This window comes from Phenylobacterium sp., from assembly GCF_044236515.1.
GTDB lineage: Bacteria > Pseudomonadota > Alphaproteobacteria > Caulobacterales > Caulobacteraceae > Phenylobacterium.
Genome location: NZ_JBIIGK010000066.1, coordinates 1 through 15,692, shown reverse-complemented (window position 1 = coordinate 15,692; position 15,692 = coordinate 1). Strand labels below are relative to the sequence as shown.

Sequence of the window (15,692 nt, the reverse complement as noted above, 5' to 3'; positions counted from 1 at the left end):
AGGCCGACGCCTATTTCGCCACCCGCGCCCGCGCCTCGCAGATCGGCGCCTGGGCCTCGGACCAGTCGCGGCCGCTGCCGGACCGCCGGGCGCTCGAAAAGCGCATCGCCGAGTTCGGCCTGAAGTTCGGGCTCGGCAAGGTCGCCCGCCCGCCCCACTGGTCCGGTTTCCGCGTCGAACCCCAGGCCATCGAGTTCTGGCGCGACCGCCCCTTCCGTCTGCACGAGCGGCTGGTGTTCACGCGGTCGGGCGCCGGCTGGACGACGCAGCGGCTGTTCCCTTGAGGCCAGAGGACGAGGTCACGGCCTGGCTCACCGCCCAGTTCGGACCGCCGATCGAGACGGCGATCTCCCGGGTCTTCCTGGGCGAGACCCTCGCCTACAAGCTCAAGCGGCACGTCAGCCTGGGGTACGTCGACTTCAGCACCGCCGAGCGCCGGCTGTGGGCCCTCGACCGCGAGCTCGCCTTCAACGCCCGCACCTGCGACGTCTACCGCCGCCTCAGGCCCATCACCCGCGCGGCGCGCGGCGGGCTGGAGTGGGGCGGCGCCGGCGAGGTCGTCGACCATGCCCTGGAGATGCGCCGCTTCGAGAGCGAGGCGGTCCTCGCCGCCCGACCCGAAGCGGTCGATGGGCCTCTCGCCGAGGAGCTCGGCCGCGCCATCGCCCGCTTCCACGCCGAGGCGACCCCGCGGCCCGAGGGCGGCTGGCGCTCCATGGTCTTCACCATCGGCTCCAACGCCCAGCTGCTGACCGAGATGTCGGGCGCTCTGGGCGCCGATCAGGTCGCCCGGCTGATCTCCGCGACCCAGGCCGAGTTCGAACGCCAGCGGCCCTTGCTGGAGGCGCGGACCGCGGGCGGCTTCGCCCGCCGCTCGCACGGCGATCTCCATCTCGGCAACATCCTCCTCGAGGACGGCGCGCCGGTGGTGTTCGACTGCATCGAGTTCAACGACCTGCTCTCGGACATCGACGTCCAGTACGACCTCGCCTTCCTGATCATGGACCTGGAGTTCCGCGGTCGCCGCAACGCCGCCGCGCGGGTGCTGTCGGCCTATCTCGACGAGGCGGCGCGCAGCTTCACAGACGGCCTCTGGGAGGGCCTTGGCGCCCTGCCGCTGATGCTGGCCGTGCGCGCCGGCGTGCGCGCGCACGTCACCGCCCACACCGGCGACATGGCGACGGCCCGCGAATATGTCGCCGCCGGCCTCGGCCACCTCGATCCGCCGCCGCCCCGCCTGGTCGCGGCCGGCGGCCTGTCGGGCAGCGGCAAGTCGGCCTTTGCGCGCGACATCGCCCCCTCGCTCGGCGCCGCGCCCGGCGCGGTGGTGCTGCGCACCGACGAGGTCCGCAAGCGGCTGGCCGGCCTCGCGCCCGGCGCCCGCGGCGGTCCGGAGATCTATTCCGCCGACATGACCGCGCGGACCTACGACGCCCTCTTCGTCGCGGCCGAGGCCCTGCTTGCCGCCGGCCGCGCAGTGGTCCTCGACGCGACCTTCCTCGACCCGGCCCTGCGCGCCCGGGCGGAAGGGTTGGCGCAGGGGGCGGGCGTGCCGTTCGACGGCGTCTGGCTGGACGCGCCGGCCGAGGTCCTGGCCGCCCGCGTCGCAGCCCGCACCGGCGACGCCTCCGACGCCGATGAGCCGGTGCTGCGCCGCCAGCTCGCTCGCGATCGCGGCCCCATGACCTGGCTCCAACTCGATGCGTCGGGCCCGCCCGGCGCCGCCGCGCGCGATTGGCTGGCGAGGCTTCCCAGCCGTTCCTGAGCCCTCTAGCGTGGCGAAAACCACAACAGGAGGAGACGCCAGATGCAGGGCCTGATGCAGGATTGGCCGCTCACGGTCGACCGGATCCTCGATCACGCCCGCGACTGGCATGGCGGCCAGGAAATCGTCACCCGCTCCATCGAGGGGCCGATCGTCCGCACCACCTATGCCGAGCTGCACGACCGCGCGAAACGCCTGTCCGGTGCGCTCAAGGCCCTCGGCGTCCAGACCGGCGATCGGGTCGCGACCCTGGCCTGGAACACGGCCCGCCATATGGAGGCCTGGTACGCCATCATGGGCATCGGCGCGGTCTGCCACACCCTCAACCCGCGCCTGCACCCCGACCAGCTGTGCTTCATCATCGGCGATGCGCAGGACACCGTGCTCTTCACCGACCTCACCTTCCTGCCGGTGCTGCGCGGCTATCGCGACAGGATGACGAGCGTGAAGCACGTGGTGGTGATGACCGACGAGGCCGGCATGGCCGGCGTCGACCTGCCGGGCGCCCTGTGCTTCGAGACTCTGGTGCGCGAAGGCGATCCCGACGTGACCTGGGGCGACTTCCCGGAAAACACCGCGGCGGGCCTCTGCTACACCTCCGGCACGACGGGCGATCCGAAGGGCGTCCTCTATTCCCACCGTTCGAACTTCCTCCTGACCTTCATCACCATGGCCCGCGACGCCATGGGCGTGTCGGCGACGGACGTCGTCCTGCCGGTCGTGCCGATGTTCCACGCCAACGCCTGGGGGGTGGCGTTCTCCGGCCCGGCGACGGGGGCGAAGATGGTGCTGCCGGGCGCCAGGCTCGACGGCGCCTCGATCTACGAGTTGCTGGAGGCCGAGGGGGTGACCTTCTCCGCCGCCGTGCCGACCGTCTGGCAGATGCTGCTCGGCCACCTGCGGGAGACCGGCGCCCGGCTCTCGACGCTCAAGCGGGTGGTGATCGGCGGCGCCGCGGTGCCCGAGGCGCTGCTGCGCGCCTTCGAAGACGAGTACGGCGTCCAGGTGACCCACGCCTGGGGCATGACCGAGACCTCGCCGCTCGGCACCCTGGCGAGGCCGACGTCGGCCACGCTGCGGTTGGACGACGCCGTGCAGAAGCAGCTGGCCCTGAAGCAGGGCCGCCCCCCGCTCGGCGTCGACCTCAAGCTCGTCGACGACGAGGGCCGGCGCCTGCCTCACGACGGCGAGACCTTCGGCCGCCTGATGATCCGCGGCCCGGCCGTCTCGAGCGCCTATTTCAAGGGCGCCGGCGGGGCCATCCTCGACGAGGAGGGCTTCTTCGACACCGGCGATGTCGCCACCATCGACCCCTACGGCTTCATGCAGATCACCGACCGCGCCAAGGACGTCATCAAGTCCGGCGGCGAATGGATCAGCTCGATCGCCATCGAAAACCTTGCCGCCGGCCATCCGAAGGCCGCGCTGGCGGCGGTGATCGGCGTCGCCCATCCAAAGTGGGACGAACGGCCGGTCCTGCTGGTCAAGCTGAGGCCCGGAGAGAGCGCGACGAAGGAGGAGTTCCTCGACTTCCTCGCCGGCAAGATCGCCAAGTGGTGGACCCCCGACGACGTCCTCTTCGTCGACGACATACCCCTCGGCGCCACGGGCAAGGTCGACAAGAAGCGCCTGCGCGCCGACCTCGCCGACTACGTGCTGCCGGGCGTGGCTTGAGGGCGACGAGCACCGCTCGTCATGGCCGGGCTTGTCCCGGCCATCCATGACCGTGCCGAACTCATTAGGCCGCGGCCAGCTTGACTAAAGGACCAGCCGGTAGACCCCCGCGTCTTCCACCAGCCTCCCCTCCCGCACCAGATGGATCATGGCCGCCCGCATCGACTGGGCGGCCGCTGGGTGCAGGCGCGGGTCGACGTCGGCGTAGAGCTTCGGAACCAGGTCCGCGATCGTCGCCGGGCCGTCGGCGAGGGCGGCCAGGATCTGCTGCGCCCGGGCCTGGCGGTGGGCCGCATAGGCGGCGAGGAAGGGCTCGACCTCGCGGATCGGCGGCCCGTGGGTCGGCCACAGGGTCTCGAAACCCCGTCCGCGGATCGTCTCCAGGCTGGCGAGGTAGTCGCCGAGGTCGCCGTCCGGGGGAATGATCACCGTCGTCGACCAGCCCATGACGTGGTCTCCGCTGAAGAGGGCGTTCTCCTCGGCCAGGGCGAAGCACAGGTGGTTGGAGGTGTGGCCTGGCGTCGGGATCACCTCCAGCGTCCAGCCTGGGCCCTGCACCATGCCGCCGGCGCAGAGGTCGTGGTCGGGCCGGAAGGCGGTGTCGGCGCCGGCCTCCAGGCCGGTGTCGTCCTGGTCCGGCGCAAGGCGCGCGCATCCCCAGATCGGCGCGCCGGTCCGGGCCTGCAGCGGGCGGGCGAGCGGCGAATGGTCGGCGTGGTCGTGGGTGACGAGGATGGCGCTCACCCGCTCGCCGGCGATCGCCGACATCAGCGCCTCGAGGTGGGCGGCGTCGTCCGGGCCGGGGTCGATGACCGCCACCTCGCCGTGGCCGACGATGTAGGTCCCCGTTCCGACATAGGTGAACGGCCCCGGATTGTCGGCGATCACCCGCCGGATCAGCGGCGAGACCTCATCGCAGCGGCCGTACTCGAACGCGATCTCGCGGACGTAGGGGATCGACACCCCGTCGCTACCAGCGCAGCGACGACAGGTCGTAGCCGGCCGCTCGGCCCATGGCGACGAGCTCGTCGCGGCTGTAGGCGCCCGAGGCCGCCTGGGCCAGGGTCCAGGTGACGATCGAGCGGGTGCCGGAGCGGCAGAAGGCAAGCACCGGGCCGTCGGCCTCCGCGAACAGCCGCTGGCTGGCCTCGACCTGCTGCGGCGTCGGGCCGCCGACGACAGGGATGTGGACGTAGGCCAGGCCCGCGGCCTCGGCGGCGGCCTGCATCTGCGCGCTCGTCGGCTGGCCGGGTTCTTCGCCGTCCGGACGGTTGTTGACCAGCGTGCGGAACCCCTGGCGCGCCGCCTCGGCGACATCCTCGACCCGGATCTGGGGGGCGACGGAGAGCTCGTCGGTCACGCGGCGGAAGTCGGTCATCGGTGTAACATCCAGATACATGGGTTCGTTGACATCATCGGGGGGCGATGAAAGTTTCGCAACGCCCGCCCCGAAAAGGCCAAACCCGGAAGGCGTCTCCCCCGGATGTTCCGTTTTATCGGTCGGCGCCTGCTGGTGGCGATCCCGACCCTTCTCCTGGTGATCACCGTCGCCTTCTTCATGATGCGCGCGGCGCCGGGCAGCCCCTTCGACATGGATCGGAAGCTGTCGCCGGAGATCGAGAAGAACGTGCTGGCCAAGTTCGGCATGAACAAGCCGCTGCACGAGCAGTACGTCGACTACATGGCCGGCGTCGCCCGGGGCGATCTCGGGCCGTCGCTGAAGTACCGCGACAAGACCGTGCTCGACATCCTCAAGGAGAACTACAAGCCCTCCCTGCGGCTCGGTCTGTCGGCGATCGTCATCGCCTCCGTCGTCGGCGTCAGCCTCGGCGTTCTGGCGGCCCTCAGGCAGAACCGCAGCGTCGACTATGTGGTGATGACCGTGGCCATCCTCGGGGTCTGCATTCCGACCTTCGTGACCGCGCCGCTGCTGGTCCTGGCCTTCGCCGCCAAGCTCGGCTGGCTGCCGAGCGCCGGCTGGAACGACGGGGCGCTTCTGAACATGGTGCTGCCGGTGACGGTTCTGGCCCTGCCGCAGATCGCCATCATCTCGCGCCTGACCCGGGCCGGCATGGTCGAGGTGCTGCGCTCGAATTACATCCGCACAGCCCGGGCCAAGGGCCTGCCTGAGCACCGCATCGTCACCCGCCACGCCCTGCGCGCTGCGATCCTGCCGCTGGTCAGTTACCTCGGCCCCGCCTGCGCCGGCCTGCTGACCGGCTCGCTGGTGGTGGAAAAGATCTTCAACCTGCCCGGCCTCGGCAAGTTCTTCGTCGTGAGCGCGCTGCAGCGCGACTACACGGTGGTGATGGGCATGGTGATCTTCTACGCCGCCCTTATCCTCGTCCTGAACCTCGTCGCCGACCTGCTGCACGCAGCGCTCGATCCGCGGGTGAAGCTGTCGTGAGTTCGGTGCTGGCTCCCGGCTCCCGCAGAGGGGCCCAGACGATGGAGACGGCGGCCGTCAAGGGCCGCAGCCTGTGGGACGACGCCCGCCGTCGGCTGCTGCGCAACAAGGCGGCGGTGACCGGGATGATCGTGCTGGCCCTGCTGGTGCTGGCGGCGATCGTCGGGCCGTACCTGACGCCCTATCACTACGACACCATCAACAAGAACGACGTCTGGCTCGGGCCGCTGCAGAACGGCCACCTGATCGGCACGGACAGCCTCGGTCGCGACCTGATGGCCCGTCTGCTGATGGGCCTGCGGGTGTCCTTGGCCATCGGCCTCGTCGCGACGGTGGTCTCCCTCGTCATCGGGGTCGCCTGGGGCGCCGTCGCCGGCTTCGTGGGCGGCCGGCTCGACGAGGTGATGATGCGCGTCGTCGATGTCCTCTATTCGCTGCCCTTCATCTTCTTCGTCATCCTGCTGATGGTCACCTTCGGGTCGAACATCATCCTGATCTTCGTCGCCATCGGCGCCGTCGAGTGGCTGACCATGAGCCGCATCGTCCGCGGCCAGACCCTGACGCTGAAGCACAAGGAGTTCGTCGAGGCCGCCCGGGCGGCGGGCCTCGGCCAGGGCGCGATCATCTTCCGCCACATCGTGCCGAACCTGCTGGGCCCGGTGGTGGTCTATGTCACCCTGACCATCCCGGCGGTGATCCTGGCCGAAAGCTTCCTGTCGTTCCTCGGGCTCGGCGTGCAGCCGCCGATGGCCTCGCTCGGCACCCTCATCGCCAACGGCGCCCAGGACATGGAGCTGGCGCCCTGGCTGCTGATCTTCCCGTCGCTCGTGATGGTCGTGACGCTGATGAGCTTCAACTTCATCGGCGACGGGCTGCGCGACGCCATCGACCCGAAGGACCGGTGAGCCGGCCCGGTCTACTCGGTGCGGCGGGCGCGGAAGGCGCGCTGCCCGCCGACGCTCATCTGGAAGCTGCCGAGCGAGGCGCGGCTGATCCGCACCTCCATGCCGGGACGCAGCGGCCGCATGACCGTGGCGCTGTCGACCTGCGCCCAGGTCCCGCCTTCAACCAGTCGGACGATCCACTTGCCGTTCGCGTCGGTGCGGGCCTGGGCGACCTTGCCCGTGACGCTGTCGACCGGCCCCTGGGCCGGACCGCGGTCGAACAGCGACAGCGACGGGAGGGAGAATCCGAACGCCTGGCGCTGCACCGCCTGGGCCTGGGCGCGGTCGACGACCACGATCTCGCCCTTGGCCTCCGCCTGGGCCAGCGCCGCCGTTGCGGCGTCGAAGCAGGCGAGGCGGGCGGCGTCGGCGGTCAGTTTGCGGCAGTCGGTCAGCTGCTGGACCAGCGCCGATCCGGCGGGCGCCTCCTGCGCGGCCGCGTGACCGGCCAGGGCCATGAACACCGCGGCGAGCGCGCCGCGTTTCGCCAACACCATGAAAAGAGCCTCCATGTCCTTGCCCAGCGTCATTGAAGCGGCGGGGCGTCACGCACGCAATCTCCTGATCGCGACGGCGGCGTTCGCCGGAGTGTTGGGTCTGGCGAGCTGCGACAAGGGCCCCGCCCGTCCGCCGTGCCCGGAAGGCAAGGTGTGCCTCCAGGTCGGGAACGGCTCGGAGCCGATCTCCCTCGACCCGCACAAGGTGCAGGGAACCTGGGAGCACCACATACTTCTGGATAGCTTCATCGGCCTTACGCAGGAGGCTGCTGACGGCTCCGCGGTTCCGGGCGTCGCCGAGCGTTGGGAAACCAGCGCCGACGGACTCACATGGCGGTTCTATCTGCGCGAGTCGCAATGGTCGGACGGCGCGCCGGTGACGGCGGACGATTTCGTCTTCTCTTTCCGACGCATCGTGTCGCCGCAAACCGCCTCTGAATACGCCTGGATGCTCTACCCGATCCGCAACGGCCAGGCGATCAACGAGGGCAAGGCGGCTCCGGAGACGCTCGGCGTTCGGGCGTTAGGGCCGCGCGTGCTGGAGATCGCCTTGCTGCATCCCGCGCCCTATCTGCCGGAACTGGCCAAGCACAACACGATGTACCCGTTGCCCAAGCATAAGATCGAGAAGCTGGGCGACGCCTGGGCCAGGCCGGAGAACTACGTCTCCAACGGCCCCTATCGGATCGTCGCCTGGCGGCTGGGTGATTACGTCAAGGCCGTCAAGAATGAGCGGTTCTGGGACGCCGGGAAGGTCTGCGTCGACGAGGTCTACTATTACCCGACGACGGACGCGATCAGCGCCGAGCGGCGGGTGCGCCGCGGCGAACTCGATATCAACACCGAGATTCAGTCCAACCGCATCGCCTTCCTTCGGGCCGACCCGGTCATGGCGCCCTATGTGCAGACCCACACCTACCTCGGCGTCTCCTACCTCGCATTCAACGCCAACGTTCCGGCCTTGAAGGACCGGCGGGTGCGGCAGGCGCTGACCATGTCGGTCGACCGCGAGTTCATCACCAACAAGCTGCTGCGCGGCGGCCAGGTCCCCGCATACAATTTCATCCCTCCTGGCGTTGCGAATTACCGGCCGATTGAGCCGCCGGCCTGGGCCGACTGGCCGCTCGAACGCCGGCAGGCCGAGGCGCGCCGCCTGTTGGCGGCGGCGGGCTACGGTCCGAACAATCCGCTGAAGCTGGAGATCAAGCATCGCAACTCGCCCGATCCGATGCTGGTGATGCCGGCGATCCAGGCCGACTGGAAGCAGATCGGGGTCGATCTGCGGCTGGCGCAGAACGAGACCCAGATTGCCTATGCGTCCTACCGCGCGCGCGACTTCCAGATTGCCGATGCGGCATGGGTCGCCGACTTCAACGATCCGGTGAACTTCCTCAACTTGATGCAGTCGGCGACGGGCGCTCAGAACTACGGCGACTACAACAACCCTGCCTATGACCGCCTACTCGCCCTCGCTGACCAGGAGGTGGATGCGGAGAGGCGGGCGGAATACCTCGCCCAGGCCGAGCGGCTGATGCTGGACGATGCCGCAGTCGTGCCCACCTACTTCTACGTCAACAAGAACCTGGTGAACCCGAAGATCACGGGCTGGAAGGCGAATCTGGTGGACTGGCACCCCACTCGCTACCTGTGCGTGCGGTAACGAAACCGGTCACCAGGTCATGTTGCCGTTACGTCACCTGGCCCCCGGCGGGGCGATTTCTGTGACCGGAATGCGACAGGTTGGCGCCCGGATGAGTATCGGGACGGGTTTCTGCGTTGACCTCCGCGTCAAGGCCCACGTAACTCCGGTGTAACTGGAGGGGCGATCCTCCGGGACCTTTTCCTATGGGAGCGACCCCCCTTCGGGCGGTCGGCGGAGGATTCAAGACGTGAAATTCAACACCAAGCGAGAGCGCCTGCTGGCGTCGTCGATGATGTGCGGCGCTGCCCTGTTCGGCCTCAGCGCGACCCAGGCCCTCGCCCAAGAGGGCGATCTCGAAGAAGTGGTGGTCACCGGCTCGCGCATCCCGCAGCCGAACCTCACCAGCGTCAGCCCGATCCAGACCGTCGGCAGCCAGGAAGTGACCCTCGGCGGCCGTCCGCAGACGATCGACATCCTGAACCAGCTCCCGCAGGTCACCTCGAACCCGGGCGTCGACCTCGGTCCGACCTCCGACCCGCTGAGCACGCCGGGCGGCGTCTCCACCGTCAACCTGCGCGGCCTCGGCCCGCAGCGCACCCTGGTGCTGATGGATGGCCGTCGCCTCGGCGTCGGCGACCCGACCACCGCCAACCCGAACCCCGCGCCGGACATCAACCAGATCCCGTCGCAGCTGATCGAGCGCATCGAAGTCCTGACCGGCGGCGCCTCGGCGACCTACGGCTCGGACGCCATCGGCGGCGTGGTCAACTTCATCATGAAGCGCAACTTCGAGGGCATCCAACTCGACGCCCAGTACGGCGCCTATCAGCACAGCCAGCATAACGACCGTATGCAGGACGTGCTCAACACCGCCGTCCAGCCGGTCCCCGGCAAGCGCTGGGACGGCAAGTCGGCCGACTACTCGCTGCTGATGGGCGTCAACGCGCCGGACGGCCGCGGCAACGTCACCGCCTTCTTCACCTACTCGAAGCAGAAGCCAGTCGCCCAGGGCAAGCGCGACTACTCGGGCTGCCAGCTGAACGTCAACGCGGCCGGCCCGTTCTGCGGCGGCTCGTCGAACTCCAACATCCTCTATCCGGCGAGCGGGGCTCTGCTGGACCTCGACGGCGACGGCATCGGCGAGTCCGACGCGGCGGCGGTGCTGGGCAACCAGTTCGTCCCGTACGGCACCGCGGGCACCACCCCGCCGGCGACGTTCAACTCCAATCCGTACATGTACCTGCTGCAGGAAAACACGCGGTACACGGCCGGTTACTTCGCCAACTATGAGCTCAGCGACCGCATCGAGGTCTACTCTAGCTTCAACTTCATGAGCAGCCAGTCGAACGTCAACATCGCGCCCAGCGCCCTGTTCCAGGGCAGCGGCGTGACCGACACCGGCGGCTTCCTCCTCAACTGTAACAATCCGTTCCTCAGCGGCCAGCAGGCCACCGCCATCGGCTGTACGGCGGCTGACATCGCGGCGGGCAACACGGTCGACATGTACTTCGGTCGCCGCAACGTCGAAGGCGGTCCGCGGAACTCGTTCTACGACCACACCAACTTCCGCTTCGTCGGCGGTCTGCGCGGTGAGATCAACGACGTTTGGAGCTACGACGTCTACGGGTCTTACTACCGGACCAACCTGTCGACCCGCGTCGAGAACTATCTCAGCCTGCAACGCCTGCAGGACGCCCTGCTGGTCGGCGGCACCGCGGCGAACCCGGTCTGCCTCAGCGGCAACGCCGGCTGCGTGCCCTACAATATCTTCTCCGACGGCGGCGTGAGCCCCGCGGCGGCGGATTCGCTGACCATCCTGGGCACGACCAACGGCAGCACCACCCAGCGTATCGTCGAGGCGGTCCTCACCGGTCAGCTTGGCGGTTACGGCGTGAAATCGCCGTGGGCCGAGGAAGGCGTCGGCATCGCGCTCGGCGTCACCCAACGTCGCGACCACCTGCAGTTCGCGCCTGACGCGGCTTCGGAGAGCGGCGATCTGTCGGGCGCCGGCGGCGCCAGCGTCCGTATCGACAACAGCCTGCGTGCGGCCGAAGCCTATGCCGAAGCCCGCGTCCCGCTGATCAGCGATATGGCCTTCGCCCGGGAACTGATCCTGGAAGGCGCCTACCGCTATTCGGACTACTCCACGGGGATCCAGGCCAAGACCTACAAGGTCGGCTTCCAGTGGGAACCGGTCGAGGACATCCGCTTCCGCGGCTCCTACAATAAGGCGATCCGGGCTCCGAACATCCTCGAGCTCTACACGCCCGTCTCGGTGACCAACACCTCGGACGTGCCGGAAGACCCCTGCGCCCGCGACGCCGACAACCCGGCCACCGCGGCCCAGTGCGCCAACACCGGCGTCACGCCCGGACAGTATGGCACGATCCCGCAGTGCCCGGCCGAGCAGTGCGCCGTGCTCACCGGCGGTAACACCAACCTGACGCCGGAAGTCGCCAAGACCTTCACGGTCGGCTTCACCACCCGTCCGTCCTTCCTGCCGGGCTTCAGCGCCAGCGTCGACTACTACCGGATCAAGATCGGCAACATCATCGGGACCATCCCGCTGGAGATCATCCTCGACCGCTGCCTCGAGTCCGGGGACGAGTTCTTCTGCTCGCAGGTGGTGCGCAACCCGGCGAACGGCATCCTGTTCGGGACCACGGCCACTGGCGGCGGCTACATCAACGGCCAGACCGTCAACGTCGCCAAGAGCGTCAACGAGGGCTGGGATTTCCAGGCCAACTACAGCCTGCCGCTCGAAGACTGGGGCGTGAACAACGTCGGCGGCATCTCGTTCAACTTCGCCGGCACCCTGCTGACGAAGCAGGACAACGTCTCGCTGCCGGGCGATGAGCCGTACAACTGCACGGGCTACTTCGGCCCGAGCTGCGCGGTGGTCCAGCCGAAGTGGCGCCACACGGCCCGCATGAACTGGACGATCCCGGGCGTCGATGCCCTGGTGTCGGTGGCCTGGCGCTACTACGGCAGCACGAAGTACGAGAACCTCTCGGACGACGACGCCCTGGCCGGTCCGCCGAACCCGTTCATCAGCAAGATCCGTTCGTACAACTACTTCGACGTGTCGGGCCTGTGGAACGTCAACGACACCTTCAAGGTGCGCGCCGGCGTGAACAACATCTTCGACAAGGATCCGCCGCTGGTCCCCGCCTCGATCGTCGGCGGCGGCCTGCCGAACACCTATCCGATGTACGACCTGCTCGGTCGCAAGCTGTTCATCGGTCTGACCGCCGACTTCTAAGTCGGATACCGGTTACTGGAGAGGGCGAAGGGCGGCGGAGCGATCCGCCGCCCTTTTTCCATGCGCGCTGCTAGCATGCGGCGATGAGCGGGCCGATCGACAGGCGTGAGGCGACCGGCTTGCTGGCGGCCCTGCCGCTGGCCGGCTGCGTCGGTCCGCGCGTGCTGGTCAACGTCGCCGCGCCCGCGCCGCCCCCCGACGCCGCCGACCTCGCCACCGGCGCCGACGGGGCCGGCCGGATCACCGCCCTGGTGCGGCTGAACGGGCAGGGGCCCTTCGAGTTCGTCGTCGACACCGGCGCCAACCGCACCGTCGCCGCCGAGGATCTTGCCCAAGCTCTCGGCCTGCCCCCCGCCGGCAGCGTCAGCCTGCACGGCGTCGCCGGGGCCGAGCCGTCGCAGACCGTGACCATCGACGAGCTTTCGGTGGGCGAGGTGACCAGCCGCCGGCTGCGGGCCCCGATGCTGCCGCGCGCCCGGCTGGGCGCCGACGGCCTGCTCGGCGTCGACGTCCTGCGCGACCGGCGGGTGATCCTCGACATCCGCCGCAACCGGCTGCTGATCGGCCACCCGGGCGCGGCGCCCGACGGCTCGGCCTTCGCCATGCGCCAGTCGCAGAGCCAGCGCACGGGCGCACAGCCGGAGGGCAAGCCGGTCGCCGTCGCCGCCCGCTACAGGTTCGGCCAGCTCATCGTCGTCGACGCCGACGCCTCAGGACGGCGGATCACCGTGCTGCTCGATTCCGGCGCCCAGAGCACCGTCGGCAACCTCGCCCTGCGCGACGCGACGGTGCGGGCCCCTGGGGCGCCGGCTCCCTTGCGCGAAGCCGCCCCGGTGCTCAGCGTCACCGGCCAGACCGCCCAGGGCGAGCTGCGGGTCCTGCCGCACCTGCGGATCGGCGGCCTGACGATCAGCCGCCTCGCCACCGTCTTCGCCGACCTGCACGTCTTCCGGCTCTGGGGTCTGAACGAGGCGCCGACGCTCTTGCTCGGAATGGATGTCCTGCGCCAGTTCAGCGCCGTCGAGCTGAACTACCCCCGCCGGCAGGTGGTGTTCTACCTGAACGACCGATAGCCGCCCCCATGCTCCCCTTTGGGGGAGCTCCCGCGCAGCTGATCGTTACGGCAACACCTTCGGCGCCAGCACCATCGCCCCCTGGTCGCGCAGACGGGCGGCGGCCAGCTCGTCCATCACCCGCTCGGCGCGCGGGTCGCCGAACAGCCAGGCGGCGGCGGCCAGCGTCCGCACCGAACTCGCCTGCACGCCCAACAGGCGTTCCAGCGTCTCGAACGCCGAGCCCGCCGGATCGACCCGGCGCAACGTCGGCTCGCCCTCGATCTTCGCCAGCCGCTTGGCGCGGTCCACCGCCTGGTAGAAGCCGCCGAGTTCGTCGACGAGGCCGAGCTGCCGGGCCTGGGCGCCGGTCCAGACGCGGCCCTTGGCGATCTCGCGCACCCGCTCCGGCGGCAGCTTGCGGCCGATCGAGACCCGGGCGACGAAGTTCTCGTAGATTTCGTCCATCCAGCGGCCGAACGCGGCCCGCTCCTCCGGCGCGAAGGCCCGGGACGATCCGAACGCCCCGGCATAGGGGCTCCCGACGCCGATCTGGCGCAGGTCGACGCCATAGCGCGACAGCGCCTCGCCGACCGCGAATTTGCCGCCGAACACGCCGATCGAGCCGGTCAGGGTGGTCGGCTCGGCGACGATCGCCGAGGCCTCGGACGCCACCCAATAGCCGCCCGACGCGCCATAGGAGCCCATCGACACCACCACCGGCTTGCCGGCCGCCTTCGCGGCGCGGATCGCCGACAGGATCTGTTCCGAGGCGGTGTCCGACCCGCCGGGCGAGGAGATGCGGAAGACGATGGCCTTGACGTCCTTGGCCTTGATCGCGGCGTGGAACGCCTCCGATACGTCGTCGGAATAGATCGCCGTCGAGCCGGTGAACGGGTTGGAGCCGCGGTCGCGGCCGGTGACGATGGCGCCCTCGCCCTCGATGACGGCGATCACTCCGCCGCGCGCACGCCGGCTGCGCGGCCCGTCATAGTCCTCGAACTCGACCAGCTTCGGATCGTCGCCGGCCCGCTTCAGCAGAGCCAGCTGGGCGTCGCGCACATGGCCCAGCCGGTCGACCAGCTTCAGCCGCTGGGCCTCCTCGGCCATGTAGGGGCCGGCCTCCAGCGTCGTGCGCAGGGCCCGCGGATCGGCCTTGCGGTCGGCGGCCGCGGCGGCGATGCCCGCTTGGTAGACCGAGGTCATCCACGACAGCTGCGCCTCGCGGTGCGACGGCGTGTAGTCGCTCTCCAGGAAGGTGTTGGGCGCGTTCTTGTACTCCTGCCGGCGCTCGAACTGCGGCTCGACGCCATAGCGGTCGAACAGGCGCTTTAGGAACAGGTCCTCGCTGGCCAGGCCCGTGACCTGGAACGAGGCGGCCGGCTGCATCCAGAACTCGCTGGCCGCCGCGCCGACCATATAGGTCGAGCTGACCACGCCGGACGGATAGAGCCCCTGGCTATGGGCGATGACCGGTTTGTCCGAGGTGCGGAAGTGGCGGATCGCCAGGCGGATCTCGTCGGCCGCGCCGGGATCGAGTCCGCCTTCCGGCAGGCGGACCAGCACGCCCTTGACCCGGTCGTCCTTGGCGGCGTGACGCAGGCCTTCGGTGATCGACATCACCGATTGCGACCGGCGGCCGATGCCCGCCAGGGGATTGCTCGGCGACTGGTCGGTCAGCGGCCCGCGGAGGTCGAGCTCCAGCACGGTCTGGGCCGGGACCGGCGCCGGCCCGGCGGCGTTGGCGGCCATAATGACCAGCACGACCGGCACGCCGACCAGGAAGACCAGCAGGCCGGCGAACACGCCGGCGGCGGTGATCAGGAACTGCTTCATGACGCTCGGTCGACTCTCGATCACCTGAGGCCCGCCAGCGGCGGCTGCGCCCCTCGCTGTCGCACACAATAAGGCGCTGTCGCACACATTCCGGACGCCGGGAAGCGCGCGCGCCCGCATCCACGGCGCCGTTTGCGCGCGGGACGCGCATCCTGCGGCGGGTGCGACCTGTGCGGTCGATTGTCCCGCTCGGGCCGCCACATTCTCCGACAGGCCGTGGCGTCGGCCGCCCGGCCGATCCGGCTGACTCTGGGCCGCTCCCCGAGGGGAAAGCTCCGGCCAAGCTGGCTGTCCGCAAAGCGTGGCCAATCGCCGCATTTCGCCGGCCTCCTGATGGGGTGCGGCGCGGCCGCACACCCCTGCGACATTCCTGTGAGGCGCGCCGGCCGGCGAGGCTGGTCCAGACTGGGGACATCGGACGGCTGTCGGGGCGGTTCGGTCGACGGGTGTCGGGCCCGTCTGCATCGACGGGAAAGCACAAGAACAATGGCTTATGTGAAGTACGACGGCGCTCGCGCCGCCGAAACCGCTGCACCGGTTTCAGATCTGTTCAGCGCCGATGCGGCTGAGACGCTGACGGGGACGTCGGCGGCCAACTCGCTGTGGATCGGCG

General features: G+C 69.5%; 12 protein-coding genes. 8 read left to right on the top strand and 4 right to left on the bottom strand.

Annotated elements, in window-relative coordinates:
* The 3 genes from ACILRF_RS08765 to ACILRF_RS08755 all read left to right on the top strand — a co-directional run.
* The coding region (locus ACILRF_RS08765; RefSeq protein ID WP_395671954.1) for a pyridoxal 5'-phosphate synthase at window positions 1-284 on the top strand (284 nt) is incomplete at its 5' end.
* Entirely contained in the window at window positions 281-1,765 is a 1,485-nt protein-coding gene (locus tag ACILRF_RS08760) for an AAA family ATPase (protein ID WP_395671952.1), read from the top strand. The genes ACILRF_RS08765 and ACILRF_RS08760, both read left to right, overlap by 4 nt.
* Before the next feature lie 42 nt (window positions 1,766-1,807).
* A complete protein-coding gene (locus ACILRF_RS08755) occupies window positions 1,808-3,439 on the top strand; it encodes a long-chain-fatty-acid--CoA ligase (protein ID WP_395671950.1) in 1,632 nt (543 codons plus the stop codon).
* Between the two features lie 84 nt (window positions 3,440-3,523).
* Here ACILRF_RS08755 and ACILRF_RS08750 read toward each other — a convergent pair whose 3' ends face one another.
* Entirely contained in the window at window positions 3,524-4,402 is an 879-nt protein-coding gene (locus ACILRF_RS08750; RefSeq protein WP_395671948.1) for an MBL fold metallo-hydrolase, read from the bottom strand.
* 7 nt (window positions 4,403-4,409) lie between these two features.
* A complete protein-coding gene (locus ACILRF_RS08745) occupies window positions 4,410-4,817 on the bottom strand; it encodes a TIGR01244 family sulfur transferase (RefSeq protein WP_395671946.1) in 408 nt (135 codons plus the stop codon).
* A 105-nt stretch (window positions 4,818-4,922) separates the two neighbouring features.
* On the opposite strand from ACILRF_RS08745, the gene oppB reads away from it, so the two are divergent.
* Window positions 4,923-5,846 (top strand): oligopeptide ABC transporter permease OppB, encoded by a 924-nt coding sequence (gene oppB / locus ACILRF_RS08740; RefSeq protein WP_395671944.1) that lies wholly within the window; start codon window positions 4,923-4,925, stop codon window positions 5,844-5,846.
* Window positions 5,847-5,887: 41 nt separating this feature from the next.
* A complete protein-coding gene (locus ACILRF_RS08735; protein WP_395671942.1) occupies window positions 5,888-6,751 on the top strand; it encodes an ABC transporter permease in 864 nt (287 codons plus the stop codon).
* Window positions 6,752-6,762: 11 nt separating this feature from the next.
* On the opposite strand, the gene ACILRF_RS08730 is transcribed toward ACILRF_RS08735, so the two are convergent.
* Complete coding sequence (locus tag ACILRF_RS08730) at window positions 6,763-7,287, bottom strand: hypothetical protein (RefSeq protein WP_395671940.1); 525 nt, start codon at window positions 7,285-7,287, stop codon at window positions 6,763-6,765.
* A gap of 13 nt (window positions 7,288-7,300) precedes the next feature.
* On the opposite strand from ACILRF_RS08730, the gene ACILRF_RS08725 reads away from it, so the two are divergent.
* The 3 genes from ACILRF_RS08725 to ACILRF_RS08715 all read left to right on the top strand — a co-directional run bounded on the left by ACILRF_RS08725 (window position 7,301) and on the right by ACILRF_RS08715 (window position 13,264).
* Entirely contained in the window at window positions 7,301-8,947 is a 1,647-nt protein-coding gene (locus tag ACILRF_RS08725) for a peptide ABC transporter substrate-binding protein (RefSeq protein ID WP_395671938.1), read from the top strand.
* Window positions 8,948-9,176: 229 nt separating this feature from the next.
* Window positions 9,177-12,191, top strand: coding sequence for a TonB-dependent receptor plug domain-containing protein (locus ACILRF_RS08720; protein WP_395671936.1), 3,015 nt, complete (start codon window positions 9,177-9,179; stop codon window positions 12,189-12,191).
* 83 nt (window positions 12,192-12,274) lie between these two features.
* Window positions 12,275-13,264: an aspartyl protease family protein gene (locus ACILRF_RS08715; protein WP_395671934.1), complete on the top strand. Its 990-nt coding sequence runs from the start codon at window positions 12,275-12,277 to the stop codon at window positions 13,262-13,264.
* A 45-nt stretch (window positions 13,265-13,309) separates the two neighbouring features.
* On the opposite strand, the gene sppA is transcribed toward ACILRF_RS08715, so the two are convergent.
* A complete protein-coding gene (gene sppA, locus ACILRF_RS08710) occupies window positions 13,310-15,079 on the bottom strand; it encodes a signal peptide peptidase SppA (RefSeq protein WP_395671932.1) in 1,770 nt (589 codons plus the stop codon).
* Between the last annotated feature and the right edge of the window lie 613 nt (window positions 15,080-15,692).